Source organism: Vibrio sp. 05-20-BW147, from assembly GCF_013369385.1.
Classification (GTDB): Bacteria; Pseudomonadota; Gammaproteobacteria; order Enterobacterales; family Vibrionaceae; genus Vibrio; species Vibrio floridensis.
Window position 1 is genome coordinate 58,106 of record NZ_SZTO01000004.1, and the last position, 17,325, is coordinate 75,430.

Here is a 17,325-nt window from a genome sequence, read left to right on the forward strand (position 1 = left end):
GGCGTTTTTTCTCGTCACTTGACATTACTTAATCAAACTGAGACTCACTGAGATCTTTCAAGCGGATCACGAACACATCTTGTTCTCGGCAGTCAATTTTGCTTTCGCTGCGATTTTGAATGAAGTCGATCTGGGTGGGCTCTAGCGCATACGGCATCACCACCGTCAGCTCGTCTATACCCTCCAGTTTTGCCAGTTTGAGTAGCGTCACCAAGTTGGATTCATCGCTACGGCGTGAAGACATGCTCTTTAAGGCGGCGTCCCACAATCGATCTTCTGGTTCTGAAAGCTCTGCGATACTGTTCTTCCACATCACACCAAAAACTGGAGCAAAGGTGGTTAAGGCTTCTAAAAACGTCCATTTTTTACTGCATGAAGCCCCTAGAAAACTGGTGTAGTCGAATTCGACGTGTCTCTTTCCCTGTTTTTCCATTTTGTCCCCCGACAGATTGGCAACACAACATACTCAATATCAGCCAAGTGTTTTGATATAGCAATAGGATATAAAACAATGGTCTTTTATGCCCTAGTTTCGAGAGGAAAAGAAATATTAAAACCAGAGTTGTAACAATCGTCACTCAGACTCTTTAACGATATGCGTCGGATTGATTAATATTTTGCGTTTAAAACAAATTTAGACTTTAACGAACATCAATCACTCGACTCGCTTTACGATATTGCACTCGCCAGCCGGAAAAACGAGGCAGTTCCCAACGCTTTGGATCGCCTTTGCGGTTGCCGCCAGCGAAGACCACTTGTACCAACTTGCCAGCAGGAAAATATTCCACCGTCAGCTGTAAATCAGGCAAAGAGAGCGATAATGGAAATTGCTCGGCAAAATCCTTGTATCGCCACTCTGGGATCCCTCGATACGGGAAATCTCGGCTTTCAAACAGTGCCATTTCATCCACTTCGTTCACTCCCATGGCATCAAGCTGCTCGCGTAACCATTGGTCAAAGTCCAGTAATCCAATGGGGTGCTGCTCTTCATTCAAGCCTAACGCGCAATACAAGTGCCAATGCGTCATTTGCGTCGTGACACAAGCATAGAGCTCTGGCAGCAATTGGCCTTTTTTGACCAGAGCAACGATGGTTTCAATCGCATCCTCTCCTTGAGGTTGTTCAAGCCTGCTCTCCACCACTCGACCAGCGTAAACCAGTTGCATCTCCACTTCGACCGCATCGTTTGATGGGCGCGTTTCCCCTTGTCGCCACTCACCTAACTCGAGTTCGTTAATCAAGGTCAACGAAGCGGGCATGATCACGCTGGCTAAGTTAAGCGTCTGTTTCACACCTTTCCCCGGCAAGCTATGGCTATCTAACACAAGAGCAAGCTCGTGTTTGTCAGAAAAACGGCTTTGGCGACCAACCATCATTTCCATCTTTCCATTCCCCAACGCCTCACGTCGTTTGGCTCGGCGGATAAAGACCAACTCTGGATGCAAACGAGCGATCGCCTTAACCAGTTCAACCCGCGTGTATCTCGAACTCACCTCAAGATCGGGCAGTTCAAACAGATCGCGCATTTGTTGAGACAAGCCTCGCGCTTCCTCTAACGCCCCTTCATCCACGAGCACACCACTAAAGCGCTGACCACGAATGAGTTGAATCATTAACGTGGCGTCGCACTGTTGCGGCTCTTGTTCAAGTAGTGTCTCAGCTTCTTCTCCCCCTTTTACTTGATAGAGCGCCGCTGGGACAGAGAGACCAGCGGCGAGATCAATCATCGCCTCTTTGAGTGCTTTGGTTGGCATGCGAGTGACAAGGTCGGCGTAAAGCGTGTCAACAGGTAAGGGATAGAGCTTTTTCCCGTGCTCGGTCACTTTGCCTTCAGTTGTGATGGCTTGCATGTCATTGAGGATCTTGTGTGCCTGCACAAGGGATTTCTCTGGCAGGCCATCCAAAAACTCAAGCTCGGCCAAGCGATAGCCACAACAGGCCGCTGCCAGCATCGGCTCACTGAGATCTTCTCGCTGCAATTCGGGTGGCGTGGCCAGTTCAAGTGGCGCGTGTTCACCGTACAGACGCAAACATTGGCCAGCCATAACACGACCCGCGCGCCCTGCTCTTTGCGCCGCACTGGCCTTGGAGATATGAGAAAGGATCAAGGTTGTTCGGCCATTTCGTTGTATGGTGCGTCGCTCTAAACCACTGTCAATCACGGTGGTGATGTTCGGTATCGTCAGCGAGGTTTCCGCCACATTGGTCGCTAACACAACTTTGCGCTGGGCTTGCTCGGTTAAAGCAATGCGTTTCTCTTCCTCTGACACTGAGGCATGCAACTTTGCCACAATCAAAGAGGGTTGCGCTTGCAATTGACTGGCAAGGTTCGAAATCTCTTTCCTGCCGGGTAAGAAAACTAAGATATCTTGGCCATCGGTTTGTAACACTTCCTTGATCGCGGCCATCACGTCATGCTCACACTGTTTCTTGCTGGGCAAAAGGTGACTCTCTTTGGCTCGATATTCGATGCTGACTGGGTAGCAGCGACCTTGAGATTGCAGACGTTCGGCATTGAGATATTTCGCCAGCTTTTCACCCGCCAACGTCGCTGAGGTTAAAACCAAGCGATGGTTATTTTGCGCTTTGAGCATCGCAGTGAGAAGATCCATGTCCCATCGACGCTCATGAAATTCATCAATGATGACGATATCAAATGCGCTAAGACCATCTTCTGCTAACCAACGTAATGCCACACCCGGCGTAACAAACACGATATTGGTCTGCGCGTCATAAGCAGCCTGAAGTTTGATCGCATACCCAACTTTACTACCCAAAGGCTGACCAGATTGCTCAGCCAAAAACTCGGCCAATGACGTACAAGCAATTCGCCTTGGTTCAATCACCAGCACTCGACCGTGCTCTGCCGCCCACAATGGCAAGCGAGTGGATTTTCCTGAACCAGTTTCAGCTTCCACCACAAGATGAGCGTGGCCAATGTGGAGATCAAATTGCGCTTTAATGACGTCGATAGGAAGTACGGACATGAGATTTCACTACGTTTAAATTTGTAACGGAGTATAACCTTAATAGGAAAGAAAAGGGTTACCAGAGCGTTGTTTCGCTATCAAGCCACTCGTAGAATCGTCGATACGGCTGTTTGAATGGTGATTTTTTACGCACAAAGGCACTTTTTTCATCCGGGCTTGATTTGATGTATATCAAGCGCTATTTACAACCAATTAGTGAAGCCGTTATCATTTTGCACGATTCCTCTAAAAACCCTACTAAGGCAGCCAATGCATAACGATAAACGCCCACTCTACATCCCATTTGCGGGACCGGCGCTACTAAGTACCCCACTACTAAACAAAGGCAGCGCTTTTTCCGCCGAAGAACGCATCTCTTTTAACCTTGAAGGTCTGCTTCCTGAAACCACGGAAACGATTCAAGAACAGGTTGAACGTGCCTACATGCAGTACAAAGCGTTCGAAAGTGATATGGATAAGCACATCTACCTGCGCAATATCCAAGATACCAACGAAACCTTGTTCTATCGCTTAGTTCAGAACCACATCACTGAGATGATGCCGATCATTTACACCCCAACCGTGGGCGCGGCATGTGAAAACTTTTCCAATATTTACCGCCGTGGCCGCGGGTTATTCGTTTCTTACGCAAACCGCGACCGCATCGATGACATTCTGAACAACGCCTCCAACCACAATGTCAAAGTGATTGTGGTCACGGATGGCGAGCGTATTCTTGGTCTGGGTGACCAAGGTATCGGCGGCATGGGCATTCCTATCGGTAAGCTCTCGCTTTACACCGCTTGTGGCGGGATCAGCCCAGCTTACACCTTGCCTATCGTACTAGATGTGGGCACCAACAACCCACAACGTCTAGCTGACCCTATGTACATGGGCTGGCGTCACCCGCGCATTACCGGTGTCGATTACGATGCATTCGTTGATGAGTTCATCCAAGCAGTTCAACGCCGTTGGCCAGATGCGCTTATTCAGTTTGAAGACTTCGCACAGAAAAACGCGATGCCGCTGCTTGAGCGTTATAAACACCGCATCTGTTGCTTCAATGATGATATTCAAGGCACCGCGGCAGTGACAGTTGGCTCTTTGATGGCAGCGTGTCAAGCCGCTGGCAGCAAGCTATCGGAACAGCGCATCACTTTCCTTGGCGCAGGTTCAGCCGGTTGTGGTATTGCCGAAGCGATCATTGCGCAAATGGTCTCGGAAGGTATTTCCGATGAACAAGCACGCTCGCAAGTGTTCATGGTTGACCGTTGGGGCTTACTGCAAGAGGGCATGCCAAACCTGCTCGATTTCCAACAACGTCTGGTGCAGAAGAACTCGGTGACCGCAGAATGGGAAACCGAAGCCAATGGTTTCTCACTGCTTGATGTGGTGAAGAACGCAAAACCAACCGTATTGATCGGGGTTTCTGGCGCTCCTGGCTTGTTTACTCAAGAAGTCATTCAAGAGATGCACAAACACTGCCCTCGCCCAATTGTCTTTCCACTGTCGAACCCAACTAGCCGTGTGGAAGCGATCCCTGCGGATATCATTCGTTGGACCAATGGCGAAGCGTTAGTCGCAACCGGTAGCCCATTTGATCCTGTGATTCACGAAGGCAAAACCTATCCAATCGCACAGTGCAATAACAGCTACATCTTCCCTGGTATCGGATTGGGTGTCTTGGCAGTCAACGCCAAACGTGTTACCGATGAAATGTTGATGGAATCGAGCCGCGCTTTGGCAACGTGTTCTCCATTGGCAATTAATGGCAAAGGCGCGCTCTTACCACCACTTGAAGCGATTCACACGGTATCAAAACGCATCGCTTATGCGGTGGCGAAAAAAGCCATCGAACAAGGTGTGGCGTTGGAAATTGCAGACGATGCGCTGCAAGTGGCGATTGAACAACACTTCTGGCAACCGGTATACCGCCGTTATAAACGCACAGCGTTTTAATCCTAGTCAAACAGCCCTCTTTACGAGGGCTTTTTTGACGGAAAAATGCGAGACCTAACCAGAATTTGACTTCAACTACTGCGCGACTTTCCGTTAAGATGTCAGTTCAGAAAAATGGAGAGTGATATGTCGTGTTTCATCGCCTAGCCAGTTTGAAAAAATGGAAAAGTTTAAAACGGCTGATTTGGGGATCGCTCGTTACGATACTCTGCATGATATTGTTTGTCATTGCCGTGGACCGCTGGGTGAGCTTACAAGCTTCGGACAAAATCATCACCAGTTACGACCAAGTAGCAGGTTTTGACGTCGCTGTGGTTCTCGGAACCAGTAAATACATCGGTCGCACACTCAATACTTACTACACGCACCGCATTGATGCCGCCATTGAGCTTTACCGACAAAACAAAATACAACACTTACTACTGAGTGGCGACAACGCCCATCGCTCGTACAATGAGCCTTGGACCATGAAACGTGATCTGCTCAAAGCAGGCGTACCTGAAACAAACATCCACCTCGACTACGCAGGCTTTCGCACCTTAGATTCCATTGTTCGCGCAAAAAAAATCTTTGCCTCAGACCATTTCTTAATCATTACCCAACGTTTCCATTGTGAACGTGCATTGTTTATTGCCGATGCCTATCAAATTAATGCTCGTTGTTTGGCTGTATCTGGCCCTAGCAGCCACAAACAAGTTTGGTCGATGAGAGCTCGGGAAATTCTCGCGCGTGTTAAAGCCTTTCTTGACCTCTACATCATTGATACCCAACCTCGATTTTTGGGTCCCCAAGAGCCCATTAACAGTGAAACGGTGAGTGAAGAGGTTCAACCATCCACCCCACTCGCTGAGTAAATGGGTAGAGTTCTACACATTTTACTTTTTAGAACTCACATTTTGTTATTATCACGTTAATTCTCACCAACATAAAAATCACAACTCTCGTAACATTCAAGCAACGCAAGTCAGAAATCAGCCTCAAAAATAGTCTCCATTCTCCATTTTCGGAGTTTAAGACAGAAAACAATATCCCTACAGAGGCGACGCAAAAGGAGCACATGCTATGACCGCACTCGCTGTTACGTTAAAGAACTGGTTACTCACCAGAAACAGCATCATATTCATCGCGAATATTTTGTTGTTTATTACCCTAATGACCACTCTACCTTTTGATCCTAAGGTCGTTGTAGGCCTCAGTATCTTAGCCTTTGTCGCTGTCCTGTGGCTTACAGAAGCCATACACGTCAGTATTACCGCACTGCTTGTTCCATTGCTGGCGGTCTTCTTAGGTGTGTTTGAAACACAAGCGGCATTGAACAACTTTTCAAACTCCATCATCTTCTTGTTTTTGGGCGGTTTTGCGCTAGCCGCAGCGCTGCATAAACAAAAACTCGACCAAGCCATCGCCGATAAGGTGCTGATCTTGGCGAAAGGCAAAATGTCGACAGCCGTGTTCATGCTTTTTGGCGTCAGTGCTGGTCTATCGATGTGGATTTCAAACACAGCTACCACCGCCATGATGCTTCCGCTCGTACTCGGCGTCATGAGCAAACTTGACAGTGAGAAAAACCACAGCACATATCTGTTCGTATTACTTGGTATTGCGTACTGTGCTTCTATCGGCGGTATCGCCACACTCGTGGGCAGCCCTCCGAACGCGATCGCTGCTGCCGAAGTTGGCTTAGATTTTGTCGGTTGGATGAAATTAGGCCTACCAATTACCATTTTGTTGCTGCCTATTGCTTTGATCATTCTCTACTCGATGACCAAACCAAACCTTAAGCACTCCTTTGAACTCGACCATACACCTGTTGAGTGGACTAACGGGAAGAAAATCACCCTCGCGATTTTCCTTGTAACGGTCTCATTGTGGATTTTCTCTAAGCCTGTCAACGCAATGCTTGGTGGTTTCAAAAGCTTCGATACGCTTGTTGCGATTGGTGCGATCGTTGCTCTGGGTGTTTCACGTGCAGTGGAATGGAAAGACATAGAAAAGACGACTGACTGGGGCGTATTGATCCTATTTGGTGGCGGTCTATGTTTGAGTAATATTCTAAAAGTCACTGGCACCAGCGTATTTTTGGCACAAGGACTTGGTGCGTTCCTTGATCAAGCAGGTATCTTCTTAACCATTCTTGCTGTGGTGACGTTTGTGGTGTTCCTAACAGAGTTTGCCAGTAACACGGCAAGTGCAGCACTGTTGGTTCCTGTTTTCGCGACAATCGCTGAAGCGCTAGGACTTTCTCCAGTGATCTTATCGGCACTAATCGCTGTGTCGGCCTCTTGTGCCTTTATGTTACCCGTGGCAACACCGCCGAATGCAATCGTGTTTGCAACTGGCCACATTAAACAAACTGAGATGATGCGAATCGGTATGGTGCTGAACATTGCCTGTATTGCAGCCCTAACCCTGTTTGCAACCTTGTTCTGGTAAAACATGGCAATAGAGCACTACGCTGCAGGTTAGAGCTTGCTCTGCACCCGCACTTCCCCTAGGGTGAATCTGTAGTTTTCAGTTGGTGGCCAAATTGGCCACCTTTTTTTCCACCACAACTTCAACCAATGTTTATCCTCGCAATAACCGTCTAGCTGAAACAAAAAATGCGTACTAATTTGACTCGTACACTGCAACATTAAACACCTATGGTGATATGAGATGAAGAAGGTTAACGCACTTCAAACCTGTTTGGTGTTGTTCAGGAGAAGGTGGTAGTGACGGCAAAAGAAAATGCCATCTTAGAACAGATGGCATTTGACGATGAAGTAACAGTCTTATATACGGCTAAGCGGAGATTTTTTGCTTACCAAAGTTGACTTCAACCCGATTACGCCCACGATGTTTTGCTTGATAAAGCGCCTCGTCTGCCCGTGCAAGAAACTCGGTCACTCGCTCTTCTTCCATTTGCGCGACACCAATACTACAAGTGAGGATACCGCCATGTACCCACATGTGATGCGCGACATTTTTCCGGATCGTTTCGGCCTTTGCAACCGCTTTCATCAAATCGGTTTCAGGTAGGAAAACAATGAACTCTTCCCCACCCCAGCGCACCAAACGTTCACCGTCATCCAACGAACTGGCAATCACCAGAACAAACTCACGAAGAATATCATCGCCCATTTGGTGCCCATAACGGTCGTTGATCTTTTTAAAATTATCTAAATCCAAATAGAGCACCGACAACCGCTCTTGACCCCATCGCACTGAACGTGCTGTTTTTTCCAACCACGTCCTGACTGCATGACGGTTCATCGCGCCAGTCAGCGCATCACGATGGGCAAGCTCTGCAAACTCGTAGTTCTGCGCTCGCAGATCCGCATTCATTTTCTTTAAATGAGCTTGACGTACTCTCACTTCCACAAAAGCCTGCTTACTTTTTCGCAACTCGTGCAGAGAAAATGCTAATCCAAGCAAAACCCAAGAAAGCAGTAGCGCAAACAGTAGCGTTTCTTGCGCTAAATAGGCCCCTTCAAACTCAATTTTCTCTACGCGCAAATGATGTAGGCCATTTGCCGCACTGGAACCCGTAGCCAGTTCAATACGCGTAACATTGTTAAATTCTGGCGCAGAGTGCTCAATCGGAATTTTATTGTCTGCCAGCCACCAGGTCATCACTTGTAAGTTGGCTAAAGGGATCTCTATCGTTTCCATCTTCGCACTTGGCGTGAACTCCATGCCGTTGTACTTGTAAGTATATTCATTCTCTATATTGGAGTAAGCCGGGTTAAAATTACGCAGATAAACCCGTATGCGACCAAGAGAATCACCGCTTTTGTCGTAGCTCAGTTTTAGTCGCATGGTATGGTAGTTGGAAAGATCAATACCTTTGGTTGGTTCCAACGTATCGGTAAAGATAGAGATACCACAATAAGGCCAAGGATAATTTGCCGTTTGAATATTACAGTTCAAATCGACCGCTTGATTGCCGATCGACATCTCCGTTGTGGTCACACCACCAGCAATACGATCATCTGTTGCATAGTAGTCATAGCGATCTGGCGTGATCACAAGTTTACGAGTATCACCAAGCACACTGTAAAGCGCGACTAAGCTAATGGTGCATATTGCGAGAGCAAAAATAAGTTTATGTATCCACTTCATCACTCGCCTCCAATAAAAAGCCAATTTCACACAAATGTTGATACGTCAATGTTTTTTTGATTATTTTAGTTACATTCTCAATCACGAAACATCATACCATACAGATTAAATGTGATATTCATTCCAGCTTAAATTAGCGTTCTATTATGTAAGCAAATGCGACCTACTTCACGATGTAAAATAAGTTACATAAGAATAGCGGATGAGTAGGCAGATTCCTATCACCTCAACAGGGGGGGAATGCCTGCCAAAAATTCATCAGCCTGCATAAAAACCATTCAAACTTATCGCTCTTGAAAGCCCACCTTCATGCACCTGACTCTTTGTCGCTTTATTGGTATATACTTCCGCAAAAACAAATAATGAGTAATGTCATGACTACAAATGCGAAAGGCACGCTGGATAAAATGCGTGCAACTTTAGAGGGTGTGGTACAATACCGATTGCCTGTTGGAGACACTGAAATCGAGTTGACGCCGTTTATCGGCCAGAACATCACCCTTACCCACACAGGCAACATCTTTTGTTGTTCATGCGGTAAAAAAACCAAGAAGAGCTATGCGCAAGGTCACTGCTATGTTTGCATGAGTAAATTGGCAAGTTGTGATATGTGCATCATGAAGCCAGAAACCTGCCATTACGATCAAGGTACCTGTCGTGAACCCGAATGGGCAGACACACACTGCATGGTTGATCACTATGTTTATCTTTCGAATACCTCTAGCCTTAAGGTTGGCATTACACGCCATACACAGATCCCAACCCGCTGGATCGATCAAGGTGCGACGCAAGGCTTACCGATTCTGAAAGTGAAGACTCGCCAAATCTCCGGCCTGATTGAAGTCGAGCTGGCGAAGCACATTGCGGATAAAACCAATTGGCAAGCGTTACTCAAAGGGGATGGCACGCCCCTTCCGCTTGAAGAGCGAGCGCAACAACTGCTGCCATTGATTGAAGAGAAAATCAGTGAAATTCGCGCCAAGTACGGCGATGACAGTATCGAGATTCTTCAGGACGCAACCACCAGCATCCAATACCCTGTGGAGCAACATCCAAGCAAAATCAAGTCGCACAACTTTGATAAAAATCCGGTGGTGAGTGGTGTACTTCAAGGCATTAAGGGGCAGTATCTGATTTTGGATACGGGCGTGATTAATGTTCGCAAATTCACCTCTTATGAAGTGGAATTTGAAGCCTAATGAGACAAAAGAGCCAGCATTCGCTGGCTCTTTCGTTACTATGCACTCGGTTGATCGACAATACTCTCCAAAACATTAAACAACAAGTCGACCTCTTCGACCGTGTTGTAATGCATGCAACCAATCCGAATCACTCCGCCGCTGAACTCCAACCCTAATTGCCGAATCAGGCCAAGGGCATAAAAGTGACCATTCCAGACACAGATGTTGTGCTCACCCAGTGTTTTTGCCATGAACTCTGGAGAATAGCCCTTCACTGTTATCGCAAATGTCGGGGTACGTTTATCACTTGATGCGTCGTTGATGCCGTATAACGTGACCCCATCCAGTGCCGACAAACGCTGCAAGAAATGCTGACTTAATGTTTGCTCATGTTGAGCATAAAGCGCGTAACTTTGCTCTAGTCGCTGGCGCAAACTGGCACCTTCTTCTCCAAATTGAGCGAGGTACTCTATGGCCGCAGACACACCCGCTAAGCCTTCAAAGCTTTGTGTACCTGTTTCAAAACGGCCCGGCCCAATATTCGTGGCGGGCTCCACTTTATAAGGACGCAGCGTCTCTAACCATGGAGAAGCGACATAAGCAATACCGACATGAGGGCCAAAAAACTTGTATGCCGAGCAGGCAAGAAAGTCGCAATCCAAGGCTTGCACATCCACTAAGTGGTGCGGCAAATAGTGCACCGCATCGACATACACCAAAGCGCCCACACTTCGAGCTAACTTCACCACTGACGCAATATCAACAATGGTGCCCGTGGTATTCGAGGCAAAGGTGACGGCCACTAATTTGGTGCGAGCACTGAGCAACTGTTTAAAGTGTTCCATATCCAAGGTGCAATCTTCAGGATTCACCCGCACTTGGTGAACCGTCACGCCTTTGTCTTCTGCTGCCTGCTCCCAGCTCGAGACATTGGAATAGTGATCCAACGCGGTGACAATGACTTCATCCCCCGCCTGCCAATCTCGGCTAATGGCTCGACTTAACTGAAACGTCAAAGAGGTCATATTCGCACCGAAGACAATATTGTCTTGCGATGGCGCATTGAGTAATGCTTGCGCAGATTGGCGCGCTTGCTTCATTACCTCAACCGTCTTGTGACTGGAAAAATAGTGCCCGCCTAAGTTCGAGTTAAAATGCCCGAGGTAGCCGACCATGGCATCCAACACTGATTGCGGCACTTGAGATCCGCCCGGCCCGTCAAAAAACGTTACTGGTCTTTGGTTATGATACTGTGCCAACGCAGGAAACTGCGCTCGAACTTGATTAGGCGACCAATTCATGTGCCATTCCTTTTGCCGTCAACACAAACACATCCATATGACCTTCTCGTTCTTGCTCAATAGCGCGAATGGGTTTGGCGTTGTGCCACAACTTGCTGTCTGCCAGCATCGCGATTTCGCCATTATTCAACACTTTTCTAAAAAACGGCTCGGAGTGAAAATCACTGTACAGCATGATATCTCCCCCTTCGATGTTATTACGGCCAACACCAACAATCGCAATATGATCAAATCCGTCTTGGTGCACGCCTTCAGGGGCGACCTGCGTCTCGTCATATATTGCGGTAATGCGGATTTGATGCACTTCGATTTCCTGTCCATCCCTCAGGTCATTCTTCACCGCAAACAACTGACACATTTCACGAAAACCTTCGCTGTTGAGTGTGCTCTTTTCAATCGGAGAAAACTGTCGAACCACATCACCTTGGAAACGGTTGATATCTGAAGTCTGTACAAAGTCATGCTTGTCCAGCTCAATCACGCTACCTTGATGCAAGGAGACGACGGAATAGCGTCTTAAACGGAATTTGCCATCCGCATGCTCCGTGTGGGGTAACTTGGAAAAAGATGGCGACAACTGTTCAATTGCGCGACGGCTGAGTTGAGTTAAATGTAGGGTACTCTCGTGCGAATGTAGCATCATTCACTCCTTTGATTGATACATTTGTTATTTTATTGTTAAACACAACTCAGACAGAATAATGTCAAATATCGCAAAATCAACTTTACACCACAAAAAATTCCAATCAAAGTCAAAATAAAGCATTTAATTCCATAAAACAAGATAAGACCAACACACAACACCAAAACAAAAACTTAACATTTTCAAAAAGCAGTTCAGTATTCTGCTAGGAAGAACTGATGCTTAAAAATCAATCAGATAGCACCAAATGTCTCTCTAATATCGCTATACATAGAAGCAAAGACCCAATCATTTGAGATCCTATCTCGATGGGAAAAGTGCAACCTCTAAAAAACAAAAAACGACGAAATGATTGAGTACACCCGGACTTGACCAGTCGCACGACAATTCCTGATCGGAAGGTATAACCTATAACCAGAAATTCGTTATAAGCTCTTGGTTTATCCTTTTATTAGCGCCAAATTTTCCATACAATCTCAACAAACTTAACTGCCCGCTAGGGAGTGCGAATGAGCAACATTAAACACAGTAAATTACTAATTCTAGGTTCTGGCCCTGCGGGTTACACCGCAGCAGTTTACGCGGCGAGAGCAAACCTCAACCCTGTACTGATTACAGGGATGCAACAAGGTGGTCAATTAACCACGACAACCGAAGTTGAAAACTGGCCTGGTGATCCTGAAGGTCTGACTGGCCCTGGACTCATGGACCGCATGAAAGAGCATGCAGAGCGTTTCGAAACCGAGATTATTTTCGACCACATTAACGAAGTGGATTTCTCCACACGTCCATTTGTGCTTAAAGGTGATGCAGCCAGTTACAGCTGTGATGCACTGATCATTTCTACGGGCGCGTCTGCAAAGTACCTTGGTTTGGAGTCTGAAGAAACGTTCAAAGGACGTGGCGTGTCAGCCTGTGCAACCTGCGACGGCTTTTTCTACCGTAATCAAAAAGTGGCGGTCGTCGGTGGTGGTAATACTGCGGTTGAAGAAGCACTTTATTTGTCCAATATCGCTTCAGAAGTTCACCTGATTCACCGTCGTGACGGTTTCCGTGCAGAGAAAATCCTTATCAATCGTTTGATGGATAAAGTGGCGAACGGCAATATCATTCTTCATACCGACCGTGTTTTAGAAGAGGTATTGGGCGACGATATGGGGGTGACCGGCGTACGTTTGAAAGACGTAAAATCTGGCGAACTCGAAGATCTCGACGTCATGGGCGCATTTATCGCAATTGGCCACCAGCCAAATACACAGATTTTCCAAGGCAAACTGGAAATGAAAGATGGCTACATTGTGGTGAAATCGGGCCTTGAAGGAAACGCAACACAAACTAGCATCGAAGGTATTTTTGCCGCGGGTGATGTGATGGATCACAACTATCGCCAAGCAATCACGTCTGCTGGTACTGGTTGTATGGCAGCACTAGACGCAGAACGTTACTTAGATTCGCTAAACGACAAATAACTTTTCACATTTGTGTCATATCCTTACAGCCCGGCGGTATTCCCGCCGGGCTTTCTTTTGTATACTAGGCCCCCTCTTAGTAAAACAATTATCATTAAGCCTTCAAGATGGATAAAAAGAAACAACGCAGCTTGAATCTGTGGCTCAAACAGCAAAGCAAACTAGCCAAGCGCTGGTTAATGATTGCCGTTGGCCTTGGCGTACTATCAAGTGTGTTTTTGTTGGCACAAGCCGCCTTGCTCGCCACCATTCTTCATCAATTAATCATTGAGAAAGTCGACAAACATCAGCTCATTACTCACTTCATCGTTCTTGTAGCACTGATTGGCCTGCGTGCCCTTTGCTCATGGGGCCGCGAGATCGCTGGCTACCGTTGCGGCGAGCAAATTCGCATCTACATCCGCCAGCTGATTTTCGATAAGCTGCGAGAGCTCGGCCCGGCGTACATCAAAGGCAAGCCAGCTGGCGCATGGGCAACCTTGGTTCTTGAACAGGTTGAGAATATGCAGGATTTCTTTGCTCGCTATCTGCCGCAAATGTCCTTAGCCGTGCTGGTGCCGTTTGTGATTCTTATTGTTGTTTTTCCTGTCAACTGGGCTGCGGGGCTCATTTTCTTGATTACCGCGCCATTGGTCCCTCTATTTATGGCGATGGTCGGCATTAAAGCTGCCGACGCAAACAGAAAAAATTTCAAAGCGCTTCAACGTCTGTCTGGTCATTTTTATGATCGCTTACAAGCGATGACGACGATTCGCCTTTTTGATCGTACTCACGCTGAAGTCGAAGTAATGCGTGGTGCATCCGAAGTGTTCCGCACTCGAACGATGGACGTATTGAAAATTGCGTTTTTGTCTTCAGCGGTTCTCGAATTCTTTACTTCGATCTCGATTGCTCTCACTGCCGTTTACTTTGGTTTTGCTTTTATCGGCGAACTTAACTTCGGCGACTATGGTGCAGGCGTTACTCTGTTTTCGGGTTTGTTTATTTTAATCCTCGCTCCAGAGTTTTATCAACCGCTCCGAGACCTGGGTACTTTCTACCACGCCAAGCAACAAGCGGTGGGTGCAGCAGAGAGCATCGTTGAGTTCTTGGAAACTGACGTCAGCACAGTGCGCAGCGGCGAGCAAAAAATTGAACAAGGTCAACCTATCACCATCAAAGCGGAACACTTAGAAGTGTTTTCACCGGAAGGGAAAAAGCTACTTGGCCCAGTGAGTTTTGACATTGCCGCTCAACAAACCACGGCGCTTGTCGGTCCAAGTGGTGCAGGGAAAACCAGCTTAATTAACGCTTTATTGGGATTTTTGCCGTATCAAGGGTCATTAACCATCAATGGCATCGAAAGAACGGAGCTTGACCTTGCTCAGTGGCGCAGCCAGATCAGTTGGGTGGGACAAAATCCGCTGCTACTCCATGGAACTATTCGCGACAACGTCAGTTTAGGCAAGTCGGATATCAGCGATACCGATATCCAAGTGGCACTTGAAAATGCATTTGCTGCCGAGTTTGTAAGCCAGCACGGATTGGATTACGCCATTTCTGATCGTTCTGGGGGCCTATCCGTCGGCCAAGCACAACGTCTTGCTCTTGCCCGAGCTATGGTACAAAACGGCCAGTTTTGGCTACTCGATGAGCCCACAGCCAGCCTCGATGCTCGCAGCGAACGTTTGGTGATGCAAGGCCTCGAAGGACAAATCGCAGGTAAAACAGCACTCATGGTCACTCACCAATTAACGCCGCTTAAACAAGTCGATTCCATCCTTGTGATGCGTGCTGGTGACATCGTTCAAGCAGGCAGTTATGACGAACTTGCTCATCAAGAAGGCTTGTTCCAAGAAATGTTATTGGCTAACCAAGCCCTCAAGCAACTTGATAAGGGGAATCTTGATGCGTGATTTAATTCCCTTCCTAAAACTGTATAAGAAACACTGGTTTGGTCTCTCTCTAGGGATGCTACTGGCGTTTTTAACGCTGTTCGCTTCTATTGGCCTGCTGACTTTGTCAGGCTGGTTTCTTTCTGCCGCAGCCATTGCCGGATTGACCATTGCTCGTGAAACGTTCAACTACATGCTGCCTGGGGCGTTTGTGCGTGGTTTTGCAATGGGACGAACAGCGGGACGTTGGGGTGAAAGAGTGGTCAGTCATAACGCGACCTTCAAGCTCTTGACTGATCTGCGTATTTTCTTTTTCTCTAAGTTAGCGCCGCTGATCCCAGGACGAGTCTCCAATCTTCGTGACGCCGATTTGCTTAACCGCTTGGTAGCAGACATTGACGCAATGGATCATGTTTATTTGCGTTTGATCAGCCCTATGGTCGTCGGCACAATTGGCATACTGGGCTTAACGGCCGTGCTGTGTTGGTTTGATATGACATTGGGCCTGACACTGGGTGCCATTCTTACTCTGTTACTGCTACTCTGGCCTGTCCTTTTCTACAAGCTAGGGAAAAGCAATGGACAAGCGCTAACCCACAATAAAGCAGAGCTGCGTGTTGCAACGTTGGACTGGTTGCAAGGTTACAGTGAACTGACGCTCTTTGGTGCCGAATCACGCTACCACCACGCTATTTTGCACGCACAAGAGAAATTACTGAAAAACCAATACTTCAACGCCCATTTTTCTGGTTTGGCACAAGCGTTATTGATGCTCGCAAACGGTTGGACCTTGGTATTGATGCTTTGGCTTGCTGCAGATGGCGTTGGTGGTAATGCACCCGATCCTATGATTGCACTAGTGGCCTTCGCCACCATGGCAAGCGTAGAGCTGCTCATGCCAATTGCGGGCGCTTTCCAGCACCTTGGTCAAACCTTAACGTCCGCCCGTCGCCTCAATGAAGTTATTCTGGCTGAACCTGAAGTCCGTTTTGCCAAGGAGGATGTGGCTCACTCTGGTGAATATTCTATTGACTATCAGGCCGTATCGTTCAAATACCCGGATAGCCAAAGTATGGCATTGAGCAATGTTAGCTTGACGATTCCAGCCCAGCACAAAGTGGCCATTGTCGGCCAAACAGGCTCAGGAAAATCAACCTTGCTGCAACTGCTCAATCGTTATTGGGATGTTAATCAAGGCTCTATCTTGCTTGCAGGCAAACCGATCACCGAGTGGAGTGAAAACCAGCTGCGCCGCTCCATCAGTGTTGTCAGTCAACGTGTAGATATCTTAAACGGATCGTTACGAGACAATTTATTGATGGCCTCCCCTAGCGCAACCGACGAACAATTGTCTGACATGCTCACCAAAGTCGGGCTAGAAAAACTGCTCGACGATAACGGGCTATCCGCATGGCTTGGCGAAGGTGGTCGGCAGTTATCAGGTGGTGAAAAACGCCGTATCGGCATTGCAAGAGCCTTGCTACACAATGCACCAATCTTACTGCTTGATGAACCAACAGAGGGCTTAGATAAGCAGACGGAACAGCAGATCATGCAGTTACTTGAAGCGCACTTTGACGGAAAAACCGTGCTCTTCATTACACACCGCTTGGTCAACCTCGACAAAATGGACAGCATTTGCCTAATCGAACAAGGTGAGATTGTCGAATATGGTCACCATCAAGCACTTTTAGCCGCTCGTGGTCGCTATTTCGAACTCAACCAAACGCTGTAGACTGCACCGCCAGCGCCTCTTAAATGGCTGGGTAGTATTATTACTTAGCCATCAATAGGAAAATGGCAAACAAGAAAAAGGGAAGTGCTGACG

General features: G+C 47.3%; 12 protein-coding genes. 7 read left to right on the forward strand and 5 right to left on the reverse strand.

Annotated elements, in window-relative coordinates; translation table 11 throughout:
- Positions 1-28: 28 nt before the first annotated feature.
- Together FC652_RS04680 and FC652_RS04685 are read right to left on the reverse strand one after the other, a co-directional pair.
- Complete coding sequence (locus FC652_RS04680) at positions 29-433, reverse strand: hypothetical protein (protein ID WP_011080631.1); 405 nt, start codon at positions 431-433, stop codon at positions 29-31.
- Positions 434-641: 208 nt separating this feature from the next.
- Positions 642-2,987 carry a helicase-related protein gene (locus tag FC652_RS04685; protein WP_176297655.1) on the reverse strand — a complete coding sequence of 782 codons (2,346 nt, stop codon included), beginning with the start codon at positions 2,985-2,987 and terminating at the stop codon, positions 642-644.
- A 252-nt stretch (positions 2,988-3,239) separates the two neighbouring features.
- Here FC652_RS04685 and FC652_RS04690 point away from each other — a divergent pair, with 252 nt between their 5' ends.
- From FC652_RS04690 to FC652_RS04700, 3 genes are all read left to right on the forward strand, one after another.
- On the forward strand, positions 3,240-4,928 hold the full coding sequence (locus FC652_RS04690) for an NAD-dependent malic enzyme (RefSeq protein WP_176297656.1): 1,689 nt from the start codon (positions 3,240-3,242) through the stop codon (positions 4,926-4,928).
- Between the two features lie 131 nt (positions 4,929-5,059).
- A complete protein-coding gene (locus FC652_RS04695; protein ID WP_176297657.1) occupies positions 5,060-5,782 on the forward strand; it encodes an ElyC/SanA/YdcF family protein in 723 nt (240 codons plus the stop codon).
- Positions 5,783-5,990: 208 nt separating this feature from the next.
- A complete protein-coding gene (locus FC652_RS04700; protein ID WP_176297658.1) occupies positions 5,991-7,361 on the forward strand; it encodes a DASS family sodium-coupled anion symporter in 1,371 nt (456 codons plus the stop codon).
- A gap of 348 nt (positions 7,362-7,709) precedes the next feature.
- Here the strand turns inward: FC652_RS04700 and FC652_RS04705 are convergent, their stop codons facing one another.
- Positions 7,710-9,029 carry a GGDEF domain-containing protein gene (locus tag FC652_RS04705; RefSeq protein WP_176297659.1) on the reverse strand — a complete coding sequence of 440 codons (1,320 nt, stop codon included), beginning with the start codon at positions 9,027-9,029 and terminating at the stop codon, positions 7,710-7,712.
- A gap of 374 nt (positions 9,030-9,403) precedes the next feature.
- Here FC652_RS04705 and FC652_RS04710 point away from each other — a divergent pair, with 374 nt between their 5' ends.
- The gene (locus tag FC652_RS04710; RefSeq protein WP_176297660.1) at positions 9,404-10,228 is read left to right on the forward strand and encodes a DUF2797 domain-containing protein; all 825 of its coding nucleotides are present in this window, start codon (positions 9,404-9,406) and stop codon (positions 10,226-10,228) included.
- 38 nt (positions 10,229-10,266) lie between these two features.
- Here FC652_RS04710 and FC652_RS04715 read toward each other — a convergent pair whose 3' ends face one another.
- Positions 10,267-11,511 carry a cysteine desulfurase-like protein gene (locus FC652_RS04715; RefSeq protein ID WP_013571955.1) on the reverse strand — a complete coding sequence of 415 codons (1,245 nt, stop codon included), beginning with the start codon at positions 11,509-11,511 and terminating at the stop codon, positions 10,267-10,269.
- Positions 11,495-12,154, reverse strand: a complete 660-nt coding sequence (locus FC652_RS04720; protein WP_011150103.1) for a 2OG-Fe dioxygenase family protein — start codon at positions 12,152-12,154, stop codon at positions 11,495-11,497. Before FC652_RS04720 ends, FC652_RS04715 begins: the two co-directional genes overlap by 17 nt.
- A 509-nt stretch (positions 12,155-12,663) precedes the next feature.
- Here FC652_RS04720 and trxB point away from each other — a divergent pair.
- From trxB to cydC, 3 genes are all read left to right on the forward strand, one after another.
- A complete protein-coding gene (trxB, locus tag FC652_RS04725) occupies positions 12,664-13,623 on the forward strand; it encodes a thioredoxin-disulfide reductase (protein ID WP_176297661.1) in 960 nt (319 codons plus the stop codon).
- 107 nt (positions 13,624-13,730) lie between these two features.
- A complete protein-coding gene (cydD, locus tag FC652_RS04730; protein WP_176297662.1) occupies positions 13,731-15,518 on the forward strand; it encodes a cysteine/glutathione ABC transporter permease/ATP-binding protein CydD in 1,788 nt (595 codons plus the stop codon).
- The gene (gene cydC, locus FC652_RS04735; protein ID WP_176297663.1) at positions 15,511-17,232 is read left to right on the forward strand and encodes a cysteine/glutathione ABC transporter ATP-binding protein/permease CydC; all 1,722 of its coding nucleotides are present in this window, start codon (positions 15,511-15,513) and stop codon (positions 17,230-17,232) included. The genes cydD and cydC overlap by 8 nt, the downstream gene beginning before the upstream one ends.
- Positions 17,233-17,325 lie beyond the last annotated feature (93 nt).

Excerpts from the sequence above, each read along its gene's own strand:
- FC652_RS04680 (WP_011080631.1), bottom strand. The coding sequence starts at position 433 with ATGGAAAAACAGGGAAAGAGACACGTCGAATTCGACTACACCAGTTTT.
- FC652_RS04685 (WP_176297655.1), bottom strand. The coding sequence starts at position 2,987 with ATGTCCGTACTTCCTATCGACGTCATTAAAGCGCAATTTGATCTCCAC.
- FC652_RS04690 (WP_176297656.1), top strand. The coding sequence starts at position 3,240 with ATGCATAACGATAAACGCCCACTCTACATCCCATTTGCGGGACCGGCG.
- FC652_RS04700 (WP_176297658.1), top strand. The coding sequence starts at position 5,991 with ATGACCGCACTCGCTGTTACGTTAAAGAACTGGTTACTCACCAGAAAC.
- FC652_RS04705 (WP_176297659.1), bottom strand. The coding sequence starts at position 9,029 with ATGAAGTGGATACATAAACTTATTTTTGCTCTCGCAATATGCACCATT.
- FC652_RS04710 (WP_176297660.1), top strand. The coding sequence starts at position 9,404 with ATGACTACAAATGCGAAAGGCACGCTGGATAAAATGCGTGCAACTTTA.
- FC652_RS04715 (WP_013571955.1), bottom strand. The coding sequence starts at position 11,511 with ATGAATTGGTCGCCTAATCAAGTTCGAGCGCAGTTTCCTGCGTTGGCA.
- FC652_RS04720 (WP_011150103.1), bottom strand. The coding sequence starts at position 12,154 with ATGATGCTACATTCGCACGAGAGTACCCTACATTTAACTCAACTCAGC.
- trxB (WP_176297661.1), top strand. The coding sequence starts at position 12,664 with ATGAGCAACATTAAACACAGTAAATTACTAATTCTAGGTTCTGGCCCT.
- cydD (WP_176297662.1), top strand. The coding sequence starts at position 13,731 with ATGGATAAAAAGAAACAACGCAGCTTGAATCTGTGGCTCAAACAGCAA.
- cydC (WP_176297663.1), top strand. The coding sequence starts at position 15,511 with ATGCGTGATTTAATTCCCTTCCTAAAACTGTATAAGAAACACTGGTTT.